Below are 19,157 nucleotides of genomic sequence, written 5' to 3' on the forward strand. Positions count from 1 at the left end.
CAAAGTACGTATGCCCTTTCTGAAACCTGTTAGCGCTTTACATGTTTAAGTTTCTGTTACTATTAAATATTCCGCTCTACCCTATCATTAATGTAGTACCTATGGATATATCAGTAGAATTAATACTTTTCAGCATTTCCGTTCTTTTCTTTCTGAGCATTATGGCTGGTAAAGCCGGCTATAAATTCGGTGTTCCGGCGTTGCTGTTATTTCTATCGGTAGGTATGCTTTTTGGCAGCGATGGTTTCGGGGTTGAGTTTGAGAACATACAATTAGCCCAGACAATAGGTACTGTTGCCCTCTGTATCATTCTGTTTTCAGGTGGTATGGACACTAAAATTTCTGAAATAAGGCCGGTGATGTTACCGGGAATAGTACTTGCTACTATAGGTGTATTACTAACAGCGCTGTTAACTGGTCTGCTAAGCTGGTGGATACTGGGCGAAACCATAGAAGCAGCAGGTATAGGGCTCGCTACTGCACTTTTGCTGGCTGCTACCATGTCCTCTACCGATTCAGCTTCGGTGTTCTCTATTCTGCGATCCAAAGGCCTGCACCTTAAAAATAACCTGCGCCCTCTGCTGGAGCTCGAAAGTGGTAGTAACGACCCGATGGCCTACATCCTTACCATTACCCTGATCGAGATCATAAAAATGGAGGCGGCACCCAATTACCTGGCCGCAACCGGCATGCTTTTAATGCAGCTCACAATAGGGTTGGTTGCAGGTTATGCGCTGGGTAAATTAGCCGTAAAAGTAATTAACCGGGTACAGATCGATAACAGCTCCTTATATCCAATCCTGGTTTTCACGTTCTGTATCTTTATTTTTTCAGCCACTTACTTTTTAAAGGGCAACGGTTACCTGGCGGTATACATAGGTGGCCTGGTTATAGGCAATTCCAAATTTGTGCACAAGCGCTCTTCGCTTAACTTTTTTGATGGCATGGCCTGGATGAGCCAGCTGCTTATGTTCTTAACGCTTGGCTTACTGGTTAATCCCCGCGAACTTGTTCCGATCATAATCCCAGGCTTAATTATCAGTTTCATGATGATCTTTATCACGCGCCCGCTCAGTGTATTTTTATGTACGTTGCCTTTCCGTAAAATGACAATGAAGGACAGAACTTTTGTGTCATGGGTTGGGCTTAGAGGCGCTGTTCCGATCATTTTTGCCATTCTTCCGTTAGCTGCGGATGTGCCCCATGCGCGGCTCATTTTTAACATCGTATTCTTCTGTACGCTGGTATCGCTGGTAGTGCAGGGTACGTCGCTTTCTAAAATGGCCACCTGGCTAGGGTTGAGCGAACAACCAAATACCCTTAAAGAACTGGAAGACTTTGATGTAGAGTTCTCAGATGAGATTAAGTCTGTGATGACTGAGTTAAATATTACGGAGCATGCACTGAGATCCGGCAATAAACTCATGAACCTGCCTTTGCCCGAAAAAACACTGGTTGTAATGGTTAAGCGTAATGGCAAGTATTTTGTACCGGGCGGAAAAACAGAATTAACCCCTGACGACAAGCTCCTGATCATTACAGATGACCACGAAGCACTGAAAGAAACAATGAAAAACCTGGGGCTTGCAGATAAACCGGCTTCCAGTTAGTAGCGCTCATAGTTCAAATTATAGTTATTTTTAAGCACAACTATAGTTTGAATTATACCTGACCTTTTAAACTATAGCACAAGCAAACTGTTCCTTTTTGCGTATTCAAAAGCTATGAGTATGTCAGCTAAATCAGCAGAAAAAGCACCCGGCTACGTAACACTTACCATCAGCAGCATTAGCGAAGAAGTTGCAGGCGTCAAGGTCTTCACTTTTGATGAAACGATTCCTTATAAAGCAGGGCAATACCTTACGTTGCTGCACCATGGCCCACATGGCGACATCAGACGTTCTTACTCCATTACCTCATCTCCGGTATTAGAGGAGCCGCTTGCCATTGGTGTAAAACGCATAGAGAACGGTTTTTATTCCCGTCAGTTGGTAGACCAAGCCCAGGTAGGTGATAAGCTCCTGACAAGCGGGGCCGGTGGGTTATTTACCTTACCTGATGATATCCTGAACTATAAGCAGATCTTCTTCCTGGCTGCGGGTAGCGGTATTACACCAATCTATTCGTTGGTAAAAACTGCACTGCATGCTCACCCACATCTTTCTGTCGTATTATTCTACAGCAACAGATCTTCGCAACAAACTATATTTTTGCAGCCTCTCAGGGAGCTGGCTGCCACTTTTCCTGGCCGGTTATACATTGAGTTCATCTTCAGCAATACGCCGGACTTGGGCAAAGCCCGCCTGCATAAAGATTACCTGAATAAGCTCCTGGACCAATTGGTAGTTGCTCCACCCCAGCACCTGTTATTTTACCTGTGCGGTCCGCTCAATTATATGCGCCTGAGCTCTTTTGCCTTGCGTCAGTATGGTTTTTCTGCAAACCAGATCCGGAAAGAAGTTTTTAATGTAGATAAAACACCTTTACCCAAACTTGTTCCGCCAGACACGCGGGCACACCACGTTACACTACATGTTAAGGGCAAGACTGCCCACATAGAATGTAAATACCCAAACAACATCTTATCAGGTGCCCGGGAAGCCGGCATTGTATTGCCTTATAGTTGTGAAACCGGTAAGTGCGGCAGTTGCCTGGCCAGAATAATAAAAGGCAAGGTATGGATGGCTTATAACGAAGTGCTCACGGAACGTGACCTGCAAAAAGGGTTAACCCTAACCTGCGTCGGATATCCGGTAGATGGCGATGTAGAACTGGAAATACTATAGTTGGTACCATAAGTTTTAGTTTCCCGTTTAATGAGCAGATGCTTACCCGGTTTGATCAACCGCTGAAGTAGTAGCATCTATTTACGCGCAAAACCTCAAACTATAACTCTGTAAAACTATGGCAAAGTCTGCAACTGATTTAGTGAAAGAAGCTAAACAAAACATTGAAAACCTGACACCTGACCAGGTACACGAAGAATTAAAGAATGGCAATGCAACACTCATCGATATCCGAGAGAGTGAAGAACTGACCCAGAACGGTAAAATTGCAGGTTCAGTGCACTCACCGCGCGGCATGATCGAATTTCACGCAGATGAGACCTTGCCCTATCATAAACCGGAATTTGACAAGAACAAGCGCCTGATCCTGCATTGCGCTTCTGGCGGTCGTTCTGCCTTGGCAACATCTACTTTAAAGCAAATGGGTTACAAAAACGTAGCCCACCTGGATGGCGGATATAAAGCCTGGAAAGAAGGCGGTTACCCTGTTACAGAATAAATATGGCCTTTGTTTGGTTAGCTATAGTTTGGCATCTAGTAAACTGTAGCTAACCAACAATCTTTAAAACAAAAAACGCCTTCTGCTCATTAAGAACAGAAGGCGTTTTGCTATTGTAAATAGATATCGTTACTCGATCACAGATTCGGCAAGTACAATGATCTTATTGTTCAGTACTTCTACCACACCGCCATCCACGGTAAAGAACTCCTGTCCTTTTTTGGTAGTTACCCGGATTCTGCCTCTTTCCATGGTGCTGATAAGGGGAGCGTGCAGGTTCAGAACTTCGAAAGAGCCATTAGCTCCCGGAAATTGGGCTGCATCTACCTCACCGGCAAAAACCTTTTTATCTGGTGTGATTATCTCTAAATACATTTTTTTTAGTTAAGAGTTTAGAGTTAAAAGTTTAAAGTCAAAATTAGGGTTTACCCACTCTTAACTATAAACTCTTAACTCTTAACTAATTCAAACCTATTTTGCTTCGGCAAGCAGTTTCTCACCTTTGGTTACTGCATCTTCAATGGTACCAACCAGGTTGAAGGCAGCTTCCGGAAGGTGGTCATACTTACCGTCCATGATCTCGTTAAAGCCTCTGATAGTGTCTTTGATATCAACCAATACACCTGCAAGACCTGTAAACTGCTCAGCTACGTGGAACGGCTGAGATAAGAAACGCTGTACACGACGCGCTCTTGATACAACCAGCTTATCTTCATCAGAAAGTTCGTCCATACCAAGGATGGCGATGATATCCTGAAGTTCTTTGTAACGCTGAAGAATTTCCTTAACGCGCTGTGCTGTGTTGTAGTGCTCAGCACCCAGAACGTCAGCAGAAAGAATGCGTGAAGTAGAGTCCAGAGGGTCTACCGCAGGGTAGATACCAAGCTCAGCAATTTTACGGGAAAGTACTGTAGTTGCATCCAAGTGAGCGAAGGTCGTCGCTGGAGCAGGGTCAGTTAAGTCATCCGCAGGTACGTAAACTGCCTGTACAGATGTAATTGAACCACGCTTAGTAGACGTGATACGTTCCTGCATGGCACCCATTTCAGTTGCCAGCGTTGGCTGGTAACCTACCGCTGATGGCATACGACCTAGAAGAGCCGATACCTCAGAACCTGCCTGCGTAAAGCGGAAGATGTTGTCGATAAAGAAAAGGATATCGCGTCCTGCACCAGAACCATCACCATCACGGAAGTTTTCCGCTACAGTAAGACCAGACAGGGCAACACGAGCACGCGCCCCAGGAGGCTCGTTCATCTGACCGAACACCAGCGTAGCCTGAGATTTTTCAAGTTCGGCCATGTCTACTTTCGTCAGATCCCATCCACCGGCTTCCATAGAGTGCTTAAACTCTGCACCGTAACGGATAATGTCTGACTCAAGGAATTCACGAAGTAAGTCGTTTCCCTCACGAGTACGCTCACCAACACCGGCAAACACAGAAAGACCAGAATAAGCCTTTGCAATGTTGTTTACCAGCTCCATGATAAGTACAGTTTTACCTACACCGGCACCACCGAAAAGACCAATTTTACCACCTTTTACATAAGGCGCTAACAGGTCGATTACTTTAATACCGGTATAAAGGATTTCTGAAGAAGTTGCAAGTTCTTCGAAAAGAGGCGCAGCACGGTGAATTGGCAGACGCGTAGTAGTAGCGGGCTGCGGTATACCATCAATTGCTTCGCCGATTACGTTGAACAGACGGCCATTAATGGCATTTCCAGTTGGCATAGTGATCGGGCCACCCAGGTCATTTACCTGTGCACCACGTGTAAGGCCTTCTGTAGAGTCCATTGCAATGGTACGTACACGATCTTCGCCGAGGTGCTGCTGCACTTCCAGCACGATGCGCTGGCCGCTTTCTTTTATTACCTCAAGCGCGTCGAGGATATTTGGTAGTTTTGCGTTTTCACCCGCAAAGCTAACGTCCACTACTGGACCGATAACCTGGGTAATTCTGCCAATATTCGCCATTTGACTTTTTATATTGATTAACTATTAAAACGGAGCTATTTCAGGGTGCAAAACTAATGCATAAATCTCTTAAAACCATATAACACACCAAAAACTTTTAACTAATTCAGTATCAAACTATAGTTAAAACAAAACACAGCTCCCCGGCAACCTCCTTTTGGTACCGGGGAGCTGTGTAAAAAATGGTCTGGTTCTGTTACTGATCGATGCGTAGCACCCATTTGCCGGGATCATTAATCACAAACCGAACTTCGCGGTCGTACACAACAGAGCCCATCTTATTAACTGATCTGTATTTTATGTAGCCTTCAAAAGGGAGTGAATAGTTATCGAATCCCTGGAAGTTACTTAAAGCTGTATTGCTACCGCTGCTGCCGAGCATCTGCAAATCTTCGAGGTTGCGCACCGGCATGCCTCCATCCATCACAACAACTTCTATATGGTTTCCCTCCACCCCTTTTTTGGTTAGCATTACGCGTTGCACATTGCGCTTCAGTAATACTTTCGAGGATTTGGTCTCTACTTTTTTCGCAGGTTTCTTTTTCTTCTTTTCTGATTTAGAGGCATGCAGCAGTGTATCCTGTGCCTGTACAGAAAGCCCGCCATCAGATGCAGCTTGAGCACTGTAGTTTATAGTTGCCGAACCTGCTCCTGCACCAAACAGCAGCAAAAAAGAGAGGATGTAGATAAAGCTCATAATGGTAGAATTTGCTTTGGAAATTTATAACTATAAATATAAAATTTCTATGTGCAATTACCAATAGTTTTGCTTCATTTCTTAAAGCTGCTTTAAAAGCTCAATCTGGTCGTCGTTAAGCAGGATGTACCTGTTGTTAAACGGGTTGGCATAAAACTTCTCAGCTATCACATACTCACCTGACTTAAGCTTATGTATATTATAGCTAAACAGGCTGTTAGAGCGCTCTATAACCAATTCTGTTGTATTAAGATCCAGTTCACGGCCACAGGTAGTCGTGATAAGCTCGCGGTTAGATGTTGTAGTTGGCATAATGATAAAAGGATAAGGGAGTTCCTTCTTTACGGAACTGCTAGCAGTTGGTGACACTTAAATTAAATTAATCCGGATTTTTTTGACGTCAACTATAGTTCAGCCCCGAACCAGCTATAGTTCATAAAGGGCAAACTATAAAATACTTGAATCTGCTGTGCTCTTAAAGTATAAGTTCCTACTTTTGCTATTCCGTTACTAAAGCCAGACAAAACGTGGAAAATCAACTGACAACAGTAGAAACTGCCCAGAAGCTTGGTCTTCTGGAGGAAGAATTTGAAAAGATAAAACAGATTCTGGGACGCACGCCCAATTTTACCGAGTTAAGTATCTTCTCCGTAATGTGGTCGGAGCACTGCTCTTACAAGAACTCAATCGTTTGGCTGAAAACCCTGCCAAAAGACTCACCACGCATGCTGGCCAAAGCCGGCGAAGAAAATGCAGGCCTTGTTGATATCGGCGACGGGTATGCCTGCAGCTTCAAGATCGAATCACATAACCACCCATCTGCCATCGAACCTTACCAGGGTGCCGCAACCGGTGTGGGTGGTATCAACAGAGATATTTTTACAATGGGTGCCCGCCCTATCGCGCAGCTTAACTCGCTTCGCTTCGGCAACCCAAGATCAGAGAAAACGCAGCGTTTGTTACGTGGTGTAGTAAAAGGCATCGGCGATTATGGCAATGCTTTTGGTATTCCTACGGTAGGCGGTGAGCTTTTCTTTGATGAGTGCTACAACATAAACCCACTTGTAAATGCCTTCTCGGCAGGTATCGTTAAAGTAGGCGAAACCGCTTCGGCAACCTCTTACGGCGTAGGCAACCCGGTATTTATAGTCGGCTCGGCCACAGGTAAAGATGGTATACATGGTGCAGCCTTCGCATCAAAAGATATTACCGAAGATTCTGCCAAAGACCTCCCATCAGTTCAGGTTGGTGACCCGTTCCAGGAGAAACTATTATTGGAAGCTACGCTGGAGATCATTCAGTCGGGCCACGTAATTGGTATGCAAGATATGGGGGCAGCCGGCATAACCTGTTCTACTTCTGAGATGAGCGCTAAAGGCGAGCATGGCATGGATATCTGGTTAGATAAGGTGCCAACCCGCCAGGCTAACATGGTTCCGTTCGAGATTCTGCTTTCGGAGAGCCAGGAGCGCATGCTTATAGTTATGAAAAAAGGCTATGAGCAAACTATAAAAGATATCTGCGATAAGTGGGATCTGTACTGCGAGCAGATAGGTGTTGTTACCGAAGGCGGTCAGCTGCGCTATTACCAGAACGGTAAATTAGTAGCCGAAGTGCCTGCTAACGACCTTGTGTTAGGTGGTGGCGCTCCGGTTTATCATAGAGAATATAGAGAGCCAGCTTATTTTGCTGAATCCAAGAAGTTCAACATCGACCAGGTAGCAGAGCCAGAGGATTACCAGGCTGTAGCCGAGTTTTTAGCTACGCACCCGAACATCGCGTCCAAGCGCTGGGTTTACCGCCAGTACGATTCTATGGTTGGTACGGCAACTGTTACAACCAATGCTCCATCGGATGCAGCTATAGTTAAAGTAAAAGGTACGGATAAATCGATTGCGGTAACCGTAGATTGCAACAGCCGCTACGTGTATGCCGACCCGGAGAAAGGAACAGCCATTGCGGTAGCCGAAGCTGCCCGTAACATAGTTTGCTCTGGCGCTGAGCCGGTAGCTATTACCAACTGCCTTAACTTTGGCAACCCTTACGTACCGGAAGTTTACTGGCACTTTGTAGGCGCTATTAAAGGTATGGGCAAAGCCTGTACTGCTCTTGGTACGCCGGTAACGGGTGGTAACGTAAGTTTCTACAACCAGTCATCTGACGAAGGCCCTGTGTTCCCGACGCCAACTATAGGCATGCTGGGCATACTGGAAGATAAGAACAACAAAATGACGCTGGCTTTCCAGAATGCCGGTGACATTATATATATGATAGGCGATGCGCAGAACGACATCGCTTCTTCGGAGTACCTGTATTCGTACCACAACGTTAAGTTATCGCCTGCTCCTTATTTTGAAATGGATGCGGAACTGAAGCTACAGGAAACTATAAAAGAGGTGATCGAGCAAAAGCTTATTAAGTCGGCGCACGATGTGGCAGATGGTGGTTTATACATCACCTTATTGGAGTCTGCAATGCCGAATGAACTGGGCTTTGATATCGAAACAGATAAAAATTTCAGAAAAGATGCATTTTTATTTGGCGAGAGTCAGAGCCGCGTTGTTGTTTCTGTTTCGCCGGAACAGCAGGTTGCTTTTGAGCAGATGCTGAAAAATAAAGGCATGAATGTCACGGAATTAGGTGTTGTAACAGCCCACGACTGCCACATTGATGGTAAGCTTTACCATGGAATTACGGTGGCCAAAAAGCACTACGAAACAGCGCTGGAGCAGATTTTAGACTAAAATTTTAGATTTTTTTTGAAGCAAATGTTTGCAGTTTAAAATCGTCTGTCTATCTTTGCATCACTGAACGACGAAGGGGCTTCCACCCTGAAATCTAGTAGGTACTCTGTCCGATGGTGTAACTGGCAACACGTCTGATTTTGGTTCAGAAGAGTCCAGGTTCGAAACCTGGTCGGACAACTTAAAAAGCCCTTAGATCTGATCTAAGGGCTTTTTTGTTTTAAGCTGCTTTTGCTTCCTTCACCTATACCAATCTTTGCTTAAAGAAAGTGCCGTACTTCGCAACTGAATTTTGTCGCAAAGCACGGCGCTTCTTAGAAATTGAGTAATTCTTTTTTAAAACAAACTATAGCCTAACATTAAAGATACCGAGTTAACAAATTTAATTTCCCAATAATCCGCGGCAACAGCAGTTTTATTGAGATGGTAATCGGCTTCTAAACTAAATTTTTTGTACTTATATCCTACCCCCAAAATGGCGCTCGGTATCTGAAAATGTTTTTCCTTCCGAAAGTCAAGCCCTTGCCCCATGTTAAATCCTAGCGTACCATCATAGGTATTTGAATTGTTAAGCAGGAAATTAAACACACCTGCAGCATGAATAGTTACACTCGAGTTCTCTGTTGAGATAGCAGCATATTTTATACCTAAAGGTATTGCTATGTGATCGTAATCTACACTGAGTGTCCCTTTGCTTATGAATTCGTATCCACCTTGAAGCCGCATAGTATAACTAAAGTCAGATTTATATTTGAATTGCTGAAATGTAGGTTCAATAAAAGCGTACCATTTCCCATTATTAAAAGTGAAGTTATATTCTGCTTCTAAACTAACTAATGGCGACACAGTCATATCATGCGTGTAACTCTTATATATTTTACCACCGGTAGTATGCACCTTTTGAGTTGTTTCCAGCGCTGAAATGTTTGCACCTCCTGTTACGGCAAGCCCGAAATTGCCTTTCTTTTTCCGTGAAGTGTAATCAGTATAGTTACCTCCCGAACATTCATTAAATTTATTAAATAGGCTTACAAGGTGTTTTTGCTGATAATATAAGTCATCAAAATCATTCCCTGAAATAGATGCACAAGTAAGATAGTAGCGCAGCTGATGCTTATAGCTTTCGTTTTCTCCTAGCTGACCTGCATTGCTATATCTTTTATAAACAAGTTGCTTCACTTCAGAGTCATCCATTTTAAAGAAATTCCTGTTTAAGCCACCTCTCTCGAAGTAAGTATACAGTGTTGCCCTACCTTCTACTAACACCCGCAGAAAAAGTGTTTCCTCTTTAAAATCCGGCTCTCGCGAAGAACTAAGGTTATCTACATCATTGCTTGATCTGTCAATGTTAACTGTAAAGCGCTGATATTTATGAATAGTATTAAAAATTTCGAATTCCTTTATTTGAGATAATCCACCTATTTCAATAGCACCATCTGTTGTCAGTTTATATTCTATCTGGAAAGGATTTACCTTTCTATCGTAATTCCTTATCAAACAATCGGTACGCTTACCTTCATTGTCAATAAAATAGCCCATTTCGAAATTTCCCTGAGCTGAAACGCTAAAAGTAAAGCTCCAAAAGAGTAAAATAAGTAATGTTTTGTTCATCCTGATAAGATCATTAATTTGATTTATGCGAATCCGATTAGAGTTTTAAGTGCTTGTTTCACCACACAAACTTGTTTCTAAAATCATTAGAATCTGAGACAAGTGATAGTTAGGGAGAAGCCTGTAATATACAATATAGAAGTATAACTATTATTAAATAAATATATTAAGTTAATGAATATCCATTTACATACCATTGTTAATGAGAGCATTTATTGATATTTAATCTATAAAAATACTCCTTAGCTATACAAGTTATTTCGTAGCTTTGCAGGCATAATAAACTTAACCTAACCCCTTCATTTAGCATTAAGAAAACTATGCCCCTGGTAAAGATCTTCTCCGGTTCCGCCTCCCGCTACTTAGCTGAAAAAATTGCTGCCGCTTACGGCACGCATTTAGGCGACTTAACCATTTCCCGTTTCAGTGATGGCGAAATTGGTGTACACTACAACGAGTCTGTGCGCGGTGCCGAAGTATTTATAGTGCTTTCTACTTTTCCGCCTGCCGATAACCTGATGGAACTGATGTTGCTGGTAGACGCTGCCAAGCGCGCATCGGCTCATAAGGTGATTGTGGTTATGCCTTACTATGGCTATGCCCGCCAGGACAGAAAAGACAAGCCTCGCGTTTCGATCGGTGCCAAAGTGCTGGCAAATGCCGTGCAGGCTTGTGGCGCTGACCGCCTGATGACCTGCGACCTGCATGCAGGCCAGATCCAGGGTTTCTTTGATATCCCGGTTGATCATCTGGATGGATCGGCCATATTTGTGCCTTACCTGCGCAGCCTGAACCTGGGTTCAAGCCTTATTTTCGCTTCTCCTGACGTAGGCGGTGTGGTAAGAACAAGAGCGTTTGCTAAGAACTTCGGAGCAGAAATGGTTGTGTGCGATAAACACAGGGTTCGCGCAAACGAGATTGCCTCGATGCAGGTGATTGGTAATGTGGAAGGCCTGGATGTGGTATTGGTAGATGACATGGTTGACACTGCCGGAACTATAACCAAAGCAGCTGAGCTCCTGAAAGAAAAAGGTGCTAAGTCAGTTCGTGCCATTGCTACACACCCTGTACTTTCTGGCCCGGCTTATGAGCGTATCGAAAATTCTGTACTGGAAGAACTGGTAGTTTCTGATACCATTCCGTTAAAGCAGGAGTCTTCTAAAATAAAAGTGCTTACGTTCTCTGAGCTGTTTGCACGTGCCATCAACAACGTAGTAACGCACGAGTCTATCAGCTCGCTGTTTATATAATCTTACATTGTTAAAAGGCCAAATGGCTGAATTGTTGAATCTCATTTTCAACGGTTCAGCCATTTGGCCTTTTTAGCTTTTATGAGTGCAAATAAAAGATAGCCTGCGAAACGGTTTATGAATTTGATTTATAGTTGGTTAGACGTTTAGAGAAAAAACAATCAACATTTTAACAATCAGCAATTAAAAACCCCTACCTTTGTGGCTCGAAAAATTTTAACAAATTCATTTTTATGAAAACTTTAGAGATTATAGGGTTTAAAAGAGCAAATCTCGGCAAATCGCAGACGAAAGAGCTGCGTAACGAGTCTTATGTACCAGGTGTATTATATGGCGGCGCTGAGCAAGTACATTTCTACGCACCAGCTATCCTGTTCAGAGACTTAGTTTATTCTCCGGAAGTATACGAAGTAGACCTGAATATTGAAGGCACACACTACAGAGCTGTGATGCAGGACGTACAGTTCCACCCGGTTAACGAAATGCTTTTACACGTTGACTTTCTTGAGCTTCAGGAAGACAAGCCTGTGAAAATGGAAATTCCGGTTAAAATGGTAGGTACATCTCCAGGTGTAATCGTTGGTGGTAAGCTGGTAACTAAGCTGCGTAAGCTTAAAGTTAAGGCTCTTCCTGCTAACCTTCCGGATTATATCGAAGTTGATATCTCTGACCTTGAATTAGGTAAGTCTATCAAAGTTGGTAAGATCAACACTGGTGGTAACTTCGAAATTCTTACTAACGCGTTAGCTCCGGTTGCAACAGTAACTATTCCACGTGCGCTTAAGAGTGCTCAGATGGAAGAAGCTCGCGGTGGCAAAAAATAAGCAGCAAACGCTACTTTATAGTACAAGATCCTGTTCCGCTGCAAGCGGGGCAGGATTTTTTGTTTCTGCTTAAAGGTTATTTTTAATTGCTGATTGTTGAATTGTTAATTGTTAAACTATAGTTTGCTGTAGCAAAACTATAGGCACAGACAGTCGCAATTTTGATAATAATCCATTAAACAATCAACAATTCAACAATCAGCAATTAACTTCGTGAGCAATTCTACAATTAAGACTATAAAACAATGGCTGGGTTTTTCACCTGAAACTCCTGCCGTACCCGAAGATACAAGCATGAAATACCTTATAGTTGGCCTTGGAAACATTGGACCTGAATACGCTGAAACGCGCCACAACATCGGCTTTATGGTGCTCGATTATCTGGCTAAAAAACACGAAGCAAAGTTCGATGTAAGCCGCCACGCATTTGTAACCGAAATTAAAGTAAAAGGCCGCACCTACGTACTGGTAAAACCTACTACCTACATGAACCTGAGTGGCAAAGCGGTTAGTCATTGGCTGAACTCCCTAAAACTTACACCAGAGCAAATGCTGGTCATTACGGATGATATCGCGTTACCTTTCGGTACACTGCGCATCCGTATGAAAGGAAGCGCTGGCGGGCATAACGGCTTAAAACACATCGAGCAGACGCTTGGGAATAACAACTACCCACGCCTTCGCTTTGGTGTTGGCGATGCTTTTCATAAAGGCAAACAGGTAGATTATGTGCTGAGCAACTTCAGTAACGACGAACAGGCCGAGCTGCAGACATTGATCGAAAAATCAGCAGATGCGGTTATCTCTTTCGGAACGATCGGGCTGGAACGTACCATGAACCAGTTCAACACGAAGTAAGCTACTATAGATTTAGAATGACGGTACAGCAGGTAAAACAAGCGCCAGGCAGAGTAACCTCCCTTGACTATGTTCGGGGGCTGGCTGCTTTTGGCATTTTGTTGTACCACTTCCAAAGTTGGACTCTGGGCCACATGGAGGCAGAGAGTTTCTGGGGCCGTATTGGCTTGTATGGGGTAGCTATCTTTTATGTGCTGAGCGGCCTGACCCTGTACCATGTGTACGAAGCACGCCTGCAGCCCAAAAAAGCATCACTCACAGACTTTTACCTGAAGCGTATTTTCAGACTGTTTCCGCTGCTCTGGCTTATCATGCCGGTGTACTTATTTATAGATCCCACGCTCCGCGACTGGGACCGTATCTTACTCAACTTTACCGGTTTGTTTGGTTTTGTAAGCTGGGATAAGCCGATTGGTGTAGGTGTGTGGTCTATTGGCAATGAGCTGGTATTTTACCTTTTCTTCCCCTTGTTCCTGTTTGCTGCCAGATTTAGCCGATTGGCTTTTGCTATAGTTTGCCTGCTTATAGTTGGGCTGGGCGCTTATTTTGCTTTCTATAGTATAAACGATGCTGTTCCGCTTGCTAAACAGTGGCGCGATTATGTAAACCCCTTTAACCAGATCTTCCTGTTTCTGGGTGGTGTGGCCATTGGTTATTTCACAAAGTACAAAGCTTTACCTGCTTTACCGTTAATCGGGTTATTGCTGGCTGGTATAGTTGTATTTATAGTTTCTCCAGCTTCCGGGAACACCGTAACGCTGGTAACTGACTGGAATCGTTTTATATTTTCTGGTACCTGCCTGGCGGTTTGTTTTGCTATGTACAAGCTGCCAGTTACGTTTCCGAAGGTATTGCATGTGCCTTTACATACGTTAGGCGAGATCAGTTATGCATTATACCTGCTGCACCCGCTGGTGTATAACGTGGTAAAGTTTGTAGCCAGGCAGTTACACTTCTCTCCGTGGGTCACTATTATTGTGGCTATAGTTGTTACAGTTATTGCCAGCCTACTGGTATACCGTTTTTATGAACAGCGTTTTATTAAACTGGGCCAGAAAGTGAGCAAAACTATAACAGCAAGGCTGGAAACGTAAGCAGCTGCCAACGCATCAACTATAGTTTACCGATGTTGTAAGCTTACTCCCACAGCGCTTCCGCATTTACTGTTCCTGATATTGTAGCTTCTTTTTACATTTTGCATTAGCACACCTTTCTCCTAACCTATGAAACGCGTACTCCAACTATACCGCAACGCATTTGGCGGGCTTTCCCGGCAAACCTGGATGATGTCGGTGGTGATGCTGATAAACCGGAGTGGTGCCATGGTTATACCTTTCCTGGGTGTGTACCTCAGTACTGAACTTAACTATAGTTTAAAAGAGACCGGCGCCATTTTGAGCATCTACGGGTTGGGTGCTATGTGCGGCGCTTTCCTGGGCGGATGGCTAACCGATAAAATCGGGCATTTTAAAGTGCAGCTCGTAAGCCTTGTGCTAGGCGGAAGCCTATACTTTCTACTGCTTAACTTAAGGCAATTCGAATACATGGCAGCAGGCGTATTCATCCTGAGCCTGGTAAATGATATGCTTCGTCCTGCAAACGCCGCTTCTATTGCTTTTTATGCCAGACCTGAAAACATTACCCGTGCCTTTTCTCTGAATAGGATGGCCATAAACCTGGGCTTTTCCATTGGTCCGGCTGTTGGTGGTTTAGTGGCTGCGCTTTCTTACAAATGGCTTTTTATTGCTGATGGCGTTACCTGTGTGGCGGCCGGCATTTTCTTTTTTGTATACTTCAGAGCACAGCAAGGGCACCGGCCTGTTAAGAAGGCAGAGTCCAACACTTCTGCTACTGCTCCCGTTGTTCAGTCGCCTTACCGCGATAAGTGGTTCATACTTTTTGTGATCTTGTGCAGTCTATTTGCCATGATCTTCTTTCAGTTATTTGCCACCCTGCCCCTATACTATAAACAGGTACATGCGCTATCCGAAGCAAGAATTGGTTTGCTGATGGCCCTGAACGGGATGATTGTTTTCCTGCTGGAGATGATCGTGGTGTATTTGCTGGGCGAACAGGCAAAAAAATCTGTGCTGGTGGCGAGCGGACTTTTAATGCTTGGGTTCTCGTTTGTGTTGCTCAATCTATCCCCAGGGGTCAGTGTGCTTTTTGTATCCATGTTGCTGTTGAGTATTTCCGAGATTCTGGCGATGCCATTTATGTCCACTATAACCGTGGATCGCTCTAACAATGATAACCGTGGTGCTTATATGGGGCTTTATACTATTTCGTATGCAGCTGCGCACGTGCTGGCTCCTTTCCTCGGCACTACTATTATAGCAGCACATGGTTTTGCTATGCTTTGGTGGGCTTGCGCCGGATTGGCTATAGTTGCAGCGGTTGGTTTATATTTAGTTATACATCAGATGGAAAAGCAACGATTTGCAAAACAAGCTATACTTGCCGATTCAGAAACTATAGTTGTCAGTTAGAGCCACTATAACCGGCGCCTTTACATAAAAAAGCCCCGCAACTATAGTTAGCTGCGGGGCTTTCCTTTTCAATCAAACTATAGTTTACGATACCGTACCACCATTCTTTACAGCAACACTTGGCTGCACAAAAGCCAGCGAACCATCGGCATTTTCTGCCATCAGGATCATACCCTGGCTGGTAATGCCTTTGATATCGCGCGGTGCCAGGTTTACTAAAATACTTACCTGCTGGCCAACAATTTCGTCCGGGTTAAAGAACTCAGCTATACCACTTACTACCGTGCGCTGATCGATACCAGTATCTATCGTCAGCTTCAGAAGCTTTTTGGTTTTGGCAACTTTCTCAGCGGCAAGTATAGTTCCGATACGGATATCCATTTTAGAGAATTCTTCGAACGAGATGTTCTCTTTAGCTGGCTCCGTTACTGAATTAGCAATCTCATTGGCTTTTTTAGTGTCCAGTAACTTCTGCACCTGCGCTTCTACAGCAGTATCTTCTACCCTCTCGAATAACAAAGCTGGTGTACCGATAACGTGGCCATCTTTCAGCAGATCAGCAGCACCGGCATCAGCCCACATGCCTGCTTCCATGTTCAGCATAGCACGTAATTTAGCGGCAGAGTCCGGCAGGAAGGGCTCCATCAGAATTGCTAGACTCGCAGATATCTGCAGCGCGATATTCATGATGGTTTTTACGCGCTCTTCATCTGTTTTTATCAGCTTCCAGGGCTCTGTATCGGCCAGGTATTTGTTGCCTAAACGGGCCAGGTTCATCAGCTCTCCTAATCCATCCCTGAATTTGTAGCGCTCTAGGTGTGCAGCAATTACCATTGGCATTCCATTCAGATCCTCCAGCACTACCTTATCATAGTCTGTAAGCTCGTTACGGGTAGGCACGGCACCGTTATAATACTTTTGGGTAAGCACTACTGCTCGGTTTATAAAGTTGCCCAGAATAGCCAGGAGTTCGTTGTTGTTGCGGGCCTGGTAATCTTTCCAGGTAAAGTCGTTGTCTTTTGTTTCCGGGGCATTGGCGCACAGGGCATAACGCAGCACATCACCTTTGCCTTTAAAATCTTCCAGGTACTCGTGCAACCACACCGCCCAGTTACGCGACGTCGAGATCTTATCGCCTTCCAGGTTCAGGAACTCGTTGGCAGGTACATTATCAGGCAAAATATAATCACCATGCGCCTTTAGCATGCTTGGGAAAATGATGCAGTGGAATACGATGTTGTCCTTGCCAATGAAGTGCACCAGTTTCGTTTCTTCATCTTTCCAGTATTTCTCCCAGTCCGGAGTTAAGGCTTTAGTAGCCGAGATATAACCGATTGGTGCATCAAACCATACATACAGTACTTTGCCCTCGCCGCCCGGTACAGGAACCGGCACGCCCCAGTCCAGGTCGCGGGTTACAGCACGTGGCTGCAGTCCCTGGTCTATCCAGGATTTGCATTGGCCATACACGTTTGGTTTCCAGTCGCCTTTATGGCCTTCTACTATCCATTCGCGCAACCATGGCTCATACTCGTTCAGTGGCAGATACCAGTGCTTTGTTTCGCGCATTACCGGCACGGCACCGCTCAGTGTACTTTTTGGGTTGATAAGGTCAGTGGCATTCAGGGAAGTACCGCAGCTTTCGCACTGGTCGCCGTAGGCATTCTCGTTTCCGCACTTAGGGCAGGTACCAACTATATAACGGTCCGCCAAAAATTGCTGCGCTTTCTCGTCGTAGTATTGCTGGGTAGTCTGCTCTAAAAACTTGCCGTCATTGTATAGTTTCAGGAAGAAATCGGAAGCTGTTTCGTGGTGTATTTTTGAGGAAGTACGGTCATAGATATCAAACGAGATATTGAAATCTGCGAACGATTGCTTGATCAGCTCATGGTATTTATCTACAGCCTGTTGCGGCGTAATACCTTCTTTTTTAGCGCGAATCGTGATCGGAACACCGTGCTCATCAGAACCACAGATAAATTTAACGTCGCGGTTTTGCAGGCGCAGGTAGCGCACATAAATATCAGCCGGCAGGTATACCCCAGCCAAATGACCGATGTGCACCGGGCCGTTGGCATAAGGCAAAGCTGCCGTTACAGTATAGCGTTTGGGAGTAGTTGTTGTCATTTTTCTTCTTAAAAAAGCAAATATACGAATAGCAGACTGATTGCACCTTGCTATACTTTCATCAAACTATAAAAACAGGAAAGTATAGTTACCTGGAACACCATCTTCCGTAAACGGAACATCACCTACTGTATACTTTAACATGAAGCAGAAAGATAATGCCCATACCAAAAAAGGCGATAAAGACAGCCTTGGAGAAAAAAGCGAGAAGAAAGACATCAGTAAAAACCCGGCCCCGATAGACGCTGATCGCGAGTCAGAGACCACCCCTTCTGACCATGAAGTGTATGTGGACCTGGAACCGGATGAACTACATTTAGGCGACGTAGACCAGGAGCCGGAAGATGTAAGCAAATAACTTATTTCTAAACTATAAAAGAGCGGGCGCAGCATTTTTCTGAATGCTGCGCCCGCTCTTTTATAGTTTAGTTTCCGCCTTTTCTGCGGTTTACCGGTCTTGGTGTATGTCTGGTGGTATCTACCGGGGCGTTTGGCAATTGTTCAGGTCTTACCTCGGGGGGCTTCATGGCCGGGTCATTCCTCCCCGACTCCTCAATGTTGCGTTTCCGGTTTATCTCGCTCGACTGTTCATCCATCCGGTCACGCAGACCTGCACCGGCATCTCCCCTGTAACGCACACGTTGGTTCCGCTCAACTCCCGGGGCACCTTCCTCTCCTTCTGATAACGACGTGCAGGATACCAGCCCCAGCACGCTTAACCCAACTATAGCTGTTATATACTTTTTCATAGTTTGCCGCTTTAAATAAAGTACGCAACTATAGATCACGCACTTACAATAAAGTATACGGCAGCAAAGTACAATTTAACAGGATTATAACAGGTTTATAGTTGGATTACTTTTCTGTTAATGATCTGTAGCCGATCTGGGTCAGCATTAGTCCGTCCGGGGCGGGGTTTACGTAAGCGAGTTTTGCTAAATGTTGTTCTGCCTCTTTCTGCACGTCTTTATATTTCGGGTATTTTTCCTGCAGTATCGGGTAGAGGTCCTGGTAGCGCAATACCTCGCCTTCTACAATATTCTGTGCATTAAAGGCATCCATTATGATCTGCGAAAGGTTCTCTATATTCTCTGCTTCTGAATGTAGCTCTGTCATAGTTTTTATAGTTTATAGTTCAGGATAAAAGGTACGGCAGGCTTGGTTAATTGTTGGATTGCCTGAACGCTGAATGGCTTACTTGTTAAATTGTTAATTGGTAACACGACGTACAAATCCTGTTGACCCTTACATCCTGCAAATCCTGGTTCTGACAAAAAAAGAGACGCAAGGGGTTG

The 19,157-nt window shown here is 44.5% G+C and carries 18 protein-coding genes and 1 tRNA gene; 11 read left to right on the forward strand and 8 right to left on the reverse strand.

Annotation, left to right across the window (positions count from 1 at the left end; genetic code table 11):
• Window positions 1-101: 101 nt before the first annotated feature.
• From KYK27_RS11125 to KYK27_RS11135, 3 genes are all read left to right on the forward strand, one after another.
• On the forward strand, window positions 102-1,610 hold the full coding sequence (locus KYK27_RS11125) for a potassium/proton antiporter (RefSeq protein WP_199110071.1): 1,509 nt from the start codon (window positions 102-104) through the stop codon (window positions 1,608-1,610).
• A 120-nt stretch (window positions 1,611-1,730) separates the two neighbouring features.
• Window positions 1,731-2,786: a ferredoxin--NADP reductase gene (locus KYK27_RS11130; RefSeq protein WP_199110247.1), complete on the forward strand. Its 1,056-nt coding sequence runs from the start codon at window positions 1,731-1,733 to the stop codon at window positions 2,784-2,786.
• Window positions 2,787-2,904: 118 nt separating this feature from the next.
• Window positions 2,905-3,285, forward strand: coding sequence for a rhodanese-like domain-containing protein (locus tag KYK27_RS11135; protein WP_199110072.1), 381 nt, complete (start codon window positions 2,905-2,907; stop codon window positions 3,283-3,285).
• Between the two features lie 129 nt (window positions 3,286-3,414).
• Here KYK27_RS11135 and atpC read toward each other — a convergent pair whose 3' ends face one another.
• From atpC to KYK27_RS11155, 4 genes are all read right to left on the reverse strand, one after another.
• Window positions 3,415-3,660 carry an ATP synthase F1 subunit epsilon gene (gene atpC / locus KYK27_RS11140; RefSeq protein WP_162347094.1) on the reverse strand — a complete coding sequence of 82 codons (246 nt, stop codon included), beginning with the start codon at window positions 3,658-3,660 and terminating at the stop codon, window positions 3,415-3,417.
• A 96-nt stretch (window positions 3,661-3,756) separates the two neighbouring features.
• Window positions 3,757-5,262, reverse strand: a complete 1,506-nt coding sequence (gene atpD, locus KYK27_RS11145; RefSeq protein WP_199110073.1) for a F0F1 ATP synthase subunit beta — start codon at window positions 5,260-5,262, stop codon at window positions 3,757-3,759.
• A 196-nt stretch (window positions 5,263-5,458) separates the two neighbouring features.
• Window positions 5,459-5,959 carry a hypothetical protein gene (locus KYK27_RS11150; protein WP_199110074.1) on the reverse strand — a complete coding sequence of 167 codons (501 nt, stop codon included), beginning with the start codon at window positions 5,957-5,959 and terminating at the stop codon, window positions 5,459-5,461.
• An 81-nt stretch (window positions 5,960-6,040) separates the two neighbouring features.
• Window positions 6,041-6,271: a hypothetical protein gene (locus tag KYK27_RS11155; RefSeq protein ID WP_199110075.1), complete on the reverse strand. Its 231-nt coding sequence runs from the start codon at window positions 6,269-6,271 to the stop codon at window positions 6,041-6,043.
• 215 nt (window positions 6,272-6,486) lie between these two features.
• Between KYK27_RS11155 and purL the strand changes: the two genes are divergently transcribed.
• Together purL and KYK27_RS11165 are read left to right on the forward strand one after the other, a co-directional pair.
• A complete protein-coding gene (purL, locus tag KYK27_RS11160; protein ID WP_199110076.1) occupies window positions 6,487-8,703 on the forward strand; it encodes a phosphoribosylformylglycinamidine synthase subunit PurL in 2,217 nt (738 codons plus the stop codon).
• A 107-nt stretch (window positions 8,704-8,810) separates the two neighbouring features.
• Window positions 8,811-8,883: transfer RNA gene (locus KYK27_RS11165), tRNA-Gln, on the forward strand.
• Window positions 8,884-9,039: 156 nt separating this feature from the next.
• Here the strand turns inward: KYK27_RS11165 and KYK27_RS11170 are convergent.
• The gene (locus KYK27_RS11170; protein ID WP_199110077.1) at window positions 9,040-10,314 is read right to left on the reverse strand and encodes a hypothetical protein; all 1,275 of its coding nucleotides are present in this window, start codon (window positions 10,312-10,314) and stop codon (window positions 9,040-9,042) included.
• Window positions 10,315-10,634: 320 nt separating this feature from the next.
• On the opposite strand from KYK27_RS11170, the gene KYK27_RS11175 reads away from it, so the two are divergent.
• The 5 genes from KYK27_RS11175 (at window position 10,635) to KYK27_RS11195 (ending at window position 15,735) form a co-directional block, all read left to right on the forward strand.
• Window positions 10,635-11,564 (forward strand): ribose-phosphate pyrophosphokinase, encoded by a 930-nt coding sequence (locus KYK27_RS11175; RefSeq protein ID WP_199110078.1) that lies wholly within the window; start codon window positions 10,635-10,637, stop codon window positions 11,562-11,564.
• 233 nt (window positions 11,565-11,797) lie between these two features.
• Window positions 11,798-12,388, forward strand: a complete 591-nt coding sequence (locus tag KYK27_RS11180) for a 50S ribosomal protein L25/general stress protein Ctc (protein ID WP_199110079.1) — start codon at window positions 11,798-11,800, stop codon at window positions 12,386-12,388.
• A gap of 294 nt (window positions 12,389-12,682) precedes the next feature.
• Window positions 12,683-13,246: an aminoacyl-tRNA hydrolase gene (gene pth / locus KYK27_RS11185; RefSeq protein ID WP_199110248.1), complete on the forward strand. Its 564-nt coding sequence runs from the start codon at window positions 12,683-12,685 to the stop codon at window positions 13,244-13,246.
• 17 nt (window positions 13,247-13,263) lie between these two features.
• Window positions 13,264-14,340, forward strand: coding sequence for an acyltransferase family protein (locus KYK27_RS11190; protein ID WP_199110080.1), 1,077 nt, complete (start codon window positions 13,264-13,266; stop codon window positions 14,338-14,340).
• A gap of 129 nt (window positions 14,341-14,469) precedes the next feature.
• Entirely contained in the window at window positions 14,470-15,735 is a 1,266-nt protein-coding gene (locus KYK27_RS11195) for an MDR family MFS transporter (RefSeq protein ID WP_199110081.1), read from the forward strand.
• An 84-nt stretch (window positions 15,736-15,819) separates the two neighbouring features.
• On the opposite strand, the gene metG is transcribed toward KYK27_RS11195, so the two are convergent.
• On the reverse strand, window positions 15,820-17,862 hold the full coding sequence (metG, locus tag KYK27_RS11200; protein ID WP_199110082.1) for a methionine--tRNA ligase: 2,043 nt from the start codon (window positions 17,860-17,862) through the stop codon (window positions 15,820-15,822).
• 142 nt (window positions 17,863-18,004) lie between these two features.
• Here metG and KYK27_RS11205 point away from each other — a divergent pair, with 142 nt between their 5' ends.
• Window positions 18,005-18,220: a hypothetical protein gene (locus KYK27_RS11205; protein ID WP_199110083.1), complete on the forward strand. Its 216-nt coding sequence runs from the start codon at window positions 18,005-18,007 to the stop codon at window positions 18,218-18,220.
• Window positions 18,221-18,287: 67 nt separating this feature from the next.
• Here KYK27_RS11205 and KYK27_RS11210 read toward each other — a convergent pair whose 3' ends face one another.
• Together KYK27_RS11210 and KYK27_RS11215 are read right to left on the reverse strand one after the other, a co-directional pair.
• Entirely contained in the window at window positions 18,288-18,611 is a 324-nt protein-coding gene (locus tag KYK27_RS11210; protein ID WP_199110084.1) for a hypothetical protein, read from the reverse strand.
• 106 nt (window positions 18,612-18,717) lie between these two features.
• Window positions 18,718-18,978, reverse strand: a complete 261-nt coding sequence (locus KYK27_RS11215; protein ID WP_233150383.1) for a hypothetical protein — start codon at window positions 18,976-18,978, stop codon at window positions 18,718-18,720.
• Window positions 18,979-19,157: the final 179 nt, after the last annotated feature.

It is taken from the genome of Pontibacter populi (assembly GCF_019336435.1).
GTDB lineage: Bacteria > Bacteroidota > Bacteroidia > Cytophagales > Hymenobacteraceae > Pontibacter > Pontibacter humidus.

Excerpts from the sequence above, each read along its gene's own strand:
- KYK27_RS11125 (WP_199110071.1), top strand. The coding sequence starts at position 102 with ATGGATATATCAGTAGAATTAATACTTTTCAGCATTTCCGTTCTTTTC.
- KYK27_RS11205 (WP_199110083.1), top strand. The coding sequence starts at position 18,005 with ATGAAGCAGAAAGATAATGCCCATACCAAAAAAGGCGATAAAGACAGC.
- KYK27_RS11180 (WP_199110079.1), top strand. The coding sequence starts at position 11,798 with ATGAAAACTTTAGAGATTATAGGGTTTAAAAGAGCAAATCTCGGCAAA.
- metG (WP_199110082.1), bottom strand. The coding sequence starts at position 17,862 with ATGACAACAACTACTCCCAAACGCTATACTGTAACGGCAGCTTTGCCT.
- KYK27_RS11155 (WP_199110075.1), bottom strand. The coding sequence starts at position 6,271 with ATGCCAACTACAACATCTAACCGCGAGCTTATCACGACTACCTGTGGC.
- pth (WP_199110248.1), top strand. The coding sequence starts at position 12,683 with ATGAAATACCTTATAGTTGGCCTTGGAAACATTGGACCTGAATACGCT.
- atpC (WP_162347094.1), bottom strand. The coding sequence starts at position 3,660 with ATGTATTTAGAGATAATCACACCAGATAAAAAGGTTTTTGCCGGTGAG.
- KYK27_RS11210 (WP_199110084.1), bottom strand. The coding sequence starts at position 18,611 with ATGAAAAAGTATATAACAGCTATAGTTGGGTTAAGCGTGCTGGGGCTG.
- KYK27_RS11170 (WP_199110077.1), bottom strand. The coding sequence starts at position 10,314 with ATGAACAAAACATTACTTATTTTACTCTTTTGGAGCTTTACTTTTAGC.
- KYK27_RS11150 (WP_199110074.1), bottom strand. The coding sequence starts at position 5,959 with ATGAGCTTTATCTACATCCTCTCTTTTTTGCTGCTGTTTGGTGCAGGA.
- KYK27_RS11130 (WP_199110247.1), top strand. The coding sequence starts at position 1,731 with ATGTCAGCTAAATCAGCAGAAAAAGCACCCGGCTACGTAACACTTACC.
- KYK27_RS11190 (WP_199110080.1), top strand. The coding sequence starts at position 13,264 with ATGACGGTACAGCAGGTAAAACAAGCGCCAGGCAGAGTAACCTCCCTT.
- atpD (WP_199110073.1), bottom strand. The coding sequence starts at position 5,262 with ATGGCGAATATTGGCAGAATTACCCAGGTTATCGGTCCAGTAGTGGAC.
- KYK27_RS11215 (WP_233150383.1), bottom strand. The coding sequence starts at position 18,978 with ATGACAGAGCTACATTCAGAAGCAGAGAATATAGAGAACCTTTCGCAG.
- KYK27_RS11195 (WP_199110081.1), top strand. The coding sequence starts at position 14,470 with ATGAAACGCGTACTCCAACTATACCGCAACGCATTTGGCGGGCTTTCC.
- KYK27_RS11175 (WP_199110078.1), top strand. The coding sequence starts at position 10,635 with ATGCCCCTGGTAAAGATCTTCTCCGGTTCCGCCTCCCGCTACTTAGCT.
- KYK27_RS11135 (WP_199110072.1), top strand. The coding sequence starts at position 2,905 with ATGGCAAAGTCTGCAACTGATTTAGTGAAAGAAGCTAAACAAAACATT.